3 protein-coding genes are annotated in these 3,937 nt (G+C 48.8%); all 3 read right to left on the bottom strand.

All coding sequences use genetic code 11. From position 1 onward, the window contains the following. Positions 1-659, bottom strand: a 659-nt coding sequence (locus tag GXO76_15110; GenBank protein NOY79180.1) for a hypothetical protein, incomplete at its 3' end; no start/stop codon positions are given. 65 nt (positions 660-724) lie between these two features. Next, the gene (locus GXO76_15105; protein ID NOY79179.1) at positions 725-2,881 is read right to left on the bottom strand and encodes a carbohydrate binding family 9 domain-containing protein; all 2,157 of its coding nucleotides are present in this window, start codon (positions 2,879-2,881) and stop codon (positions 725-727) included. A 76-nt stretch (positions 2,882-2,957) separates the two neighbouring features. After that, the gene (locus GXO76_15100; GenBank protein ID NOY79178.1) at positions 2,958-3,719 is read right to left on the bottom strand and encodes a hypothetical protein; all 762 of its coding nucleotides are present in this window, start codon (positions 3,717-3,719) and stop codon (positions 2,958-2,960) included. Between the last annotated feature and the right edge of the window lie 218 nt (positions 3,720-3,937).

Genomic DNA, 3,937 nt, shown 5'->3' with positions numbered 1-3,937 from the left:
GGGGCAGCAGGAACCTTCTTAAAAATCCAAACGCCCAACATCGCCAAAAAAAGAGTGACAATCATGGGAAAAACCACCCAGAAGGTGACCATCGCCAGATGCGGATTCAGATTGGATCGCATCAAGCGCAGATTTTCCCAAAACGGCGCCACGTGGCTTGCCCACTCAGACGGAGCCGCCTCCATCACAAATGTGAATCCGAAATAGTCCAGCAGCACCGCCACAAACAGGAGTCCCGTAAAAACGGTGTTGGCCCTTCGGTCAGACGACACATCCCAGCCCATTTTGACAAGCAGCGCCACCCCCAGAATCACCGTTCCCAACGGCAAAAAGGGAACCGCCAATTTGATGTCGCCCATGATATCCGGATTAATTAAAATCAAACCGAATAAAAAGGAAAGAATCAGAGCACCATCCCGAATGATCAAAAAAATCATGGCCCAATGCTCCCCGCTCATCCGCACACGAAAACTTCGAAGCGTGCTGTAATAGTACGTTCTGGCCAGGTGCAGAACGAAGCCCAGAATCAAAAACATGACCATTAAATCGGCCAAAGTAGTTAGTGTCCAAAGTTCCAGGTCCTTGTGCGTGGCCGCAAATGCGGGTGTCTGGAACAGCACGGTCCAACTAAAAAGTAAAAAAAGGATTTTTCGCTTCATGGTTACTTCCCTTTTTTTCCATTACCCTTGCGAAGGTTCACAACCTTCGCAAGGGTGGTGAATGATTACCATCTGAACAAATAATTTAATTTTAAAATCAGCGTTCGATTTTCCGTCTTGAACGTTCGATTCTCGGTGCTCAGTAAATGGTTGTACACCAGGTAAAAATGGCTGCCTAAATTGGGAATCCAGTGGAGACGGAAGTTTAAATTGAGCTCCTGATCTTCGTTATTCCATTGAACAAACGCACGGGTGTCCAGAAGGGTTGAAAAAGCGTACCGGATTCGGCTTCCCCATTCCTGCGTCTGAAAACTCCCTTCGCGGAGCCGGATATTATTCCAGGTAAAATCCAGGGAAACGGAAAAATGGGCGTTGAATTTGGCCAGACTTTCCGTTGCGAAGACCGTCCGTTTGCCCGTGTAAAAATTCCCCCAATTCAAAAAGAGCGCTCCTGAAAGAAAGCGGCCGGGATTGGTTTCGTACTGGATTTCGGCGTGGTTGTACCAGTAGGAACCCGCCGGAATTTCAATGTCTCCGTAAATGGAAAAAGGTTCTGTCAAACGGACAAATGACCGCTGAAGATTAAATTCAAAGTAATCGCGCGCGACGGTGCTAAACCCCAGAGGACGCAATTCGTATTCAAAATCCGTCATTTGGCCGGACATGTCCGTCGTGTAATCCACATCGACAGGCTTGAAAACAAATTTTCGAATGCCCCAGCGGTGGGGTCGCGGTGTGTAGCGAAAGGCGCCTCCCCCGCGTCGAATGCCCTTCCGCCGGACAAAGCCGATCTCCGGATTGAAATTGGGATCAATCGTATAAAAATAGGCATAGGAATCAATAAGGTCATTCGGATAGTCCATCATCACACGGTAAGCCAGGTTGTTTCCATGCAAACCGGGAGTTTGTGTGCCAGCCAGGTAACTGTAAATCGCGAGATTCTTATCGCCCAAAAAATTGGTAAAGTAAAAATTCACGTCTCCGCCAAAAGCGCGGTTCATGTAACCCGTTTTCGGAATATACTTTTGCGTAGCAATAAATCCAAATTTCGATTGGGAAAGAAAATCGCGCTGCATTCGAATGACCGAAAAATTAGTAGAAGGGGTGCCGGCTTCACGAGCGGTTTGAATGTTGAGTAAACCCACGGAATATTTCCCAACACGTCCGGTGAGACGAGTCCCTGCAAGAATCGGAATCTCTTCCCCGTTTTCAGAAAGGCCAATTCTCCGACTATAAAAAATCTGGCTGCGATACCCGCCAAACTTGAATATATTGGCTCCTTCAAGGAAAAAATCCCGTTTTTCGGGATAATAGAGACTGAACCGGGTCAGGTTGATTCGGGCCCGATCGGCTTCCACCTGAGCAAAATCGGTATTGACTGTGAAATCGGCTGTGAGCGTGGGCGTGATTCCATATTTAATATTAAAACCTGTTTTTCTAAGAATAGTTTGCGTAACCCCATCGGTTTCTTCCTTTTGAATACCTGCCTTCAGATACGGAAACCATTCAATCTGGTGTCCCCGCTTTAGATTGATCAACCCGTGGAGCTCTCCCGCAAAAGTAAGATAGGTAATTCCCTCGTTGTACCCCCAACCGCTCCAGATGTCTTCTTCGTGCTTGCGTTGAATGTACCTCTGAAAATTGATTCCCCAGACTTGATTGGGTCTGTTGGGAAAGCGAAGCGATTTGAAGGGAATGACTATTTCAGCCTGCCAGCCTTTGGCAGTGATTCTGGTACGCACATCCCACACCGTATTCCAGCTTCCGTCTGGGTCGTGTTCGGGAGCCGCCTGATAAGCGTCGAACCGGGCACCCTTGGGATTGGTCACAAACACAAATCCCCGCTGGTGGTCCAGGTAGGTATCAAAAACCACGGTAAAACGGTCGTCGCCCCGCATACTGCTGTCCCGGATAAGCGTGTTGGCAATGATTTTATCCGGGGCAGAATCGTAGCATAACACACCGAGGTAAAGGTTATTGGCATCGTAGAGAATCCGAACCTCTGTGCGTTCGGTGGCGGGGCGCCCATTTTGGGGCTCCCGTTGAATAAAATCGGTGGCCGGCACGGCCTGCTTCCATTGGGGTTCGTTTAAAATCCCGTCTAATTGAATCGGCTCGGAAATCCGTACCGCCTGAACCACACGCTTGGAATGGGTCTCCGCAATCAGAACCGATTGAGAAATAATAAGCACTAAAACCAACACGGCTGTCCTGAACTTCATTCTTTCTCCTGTCTTTGATTGTTTCGTCTCCGTTTTGCGACCACCTGAATCCGGGGGAATATGATTTACCCCAACGCTATTTGACTTCTTTCACACTCAAATCGTCGAACTGGGTGACGGCATCCGCCTTCGTCCACAGGCCGATTTTCCCGTGGGTGAAGGTTGTATCGCGCGCATTCAGGTAGAGCTGACCGTCGTAGTAGCACTGAATGTGGTCACCCACATTTTTAATGCGAATGGTGTGCCACTTGTGCGTCGTAATGGGAATGTTCACCGTGGCCAGCATTTTCCGATTGCCGTCCACCACCTTGTACACGCGAAAGTTGTTTTCCAGGGGATTGGCCCGGGCAATGTAGTAGTTGTCTGCATTCTGGTACCGCCAAATGGGTCCGCCGCCCTGGTCTTCCTGGCCGGTCAGGGCCTTGAAATGGACCGTCAAATCCAGGTTGGAAAAGTTCGTGGAATCGTTCACCAGCACATTAAAATGGTAGCCGAAATATTTTTTGGATGTCTGCTCCACCACGTTGGGCTTGCTAATGGCGTCTGCGGCCGAAACCACCTTCCAAATGCCCGATTTGCCCCGTCCGGTGACGTGCTGTGAAAAATGGGCCGGAAGCTGGCCAACTTTGTCCTGGTCAAATGTAAACAGAACGGATTTGGTTACGGTTTGTACGGAATCGGGTGTTGCCGCTGGTTGTTGCGCCGCGGTTTGGATCGGTTGTGCAGCCCGGGATTTGGAAGCCGGTGCCTTTTCGGTCTTTTTGCTGCATGCCCCAATGGACAGGCCGAGGCTTAAAACAATCCCCAGCGCCAGGAATAATTTGACTTGCATCTTCATAGCGTGACCCTCCTCTTTAATTATGTTGCAACCACAATTTGAATTTCGATTGTTTTCCGTTTGAAGAACCGCAAGATTTTGCGGGTTTACCCTCCCCCCGTCCCCCTCCCTTAAATAAGGGAGAGGGAGTCAGGGGGTGGGTCAAAAACAGCCAGTTCTGAAATTCAAAAAATGACTTTTCCAGGAAACATTATTTTAATCTGAAAAAATATTTCTTT

This window comes from Calditrichota bacterium (genome assembly GCA_013151735.1).
In the GTDB taxonomy this organism is placed as follows: domain Bacteria; phylum Zhuqueibacterota; class JdFR-76; order JdFR-76; family BMS3Abin05; genus BMS3Abin05.
This window is presented reverse-complemented; position numbering and strand designations above follow the sequence as displayed.

What these genes read in the sequence shown, in the direction of transcription:
- GXO76_15105 (NOY79179.1), bottom strand. Translation starts at nt 2,881, where the DNA reads ATGAAGTTCAGGACAGCCGTGTTGGTTTTAGTGCTTATTATTTCTCAA.
- GXO76_15100 (NOY79178.1), bottom strand. Translation starts at nt 3,719, where the DNA reads ATGAAGATGCAAGTCAAATTATTCCTGGCGCTGGGGATTGTTTTAAGC.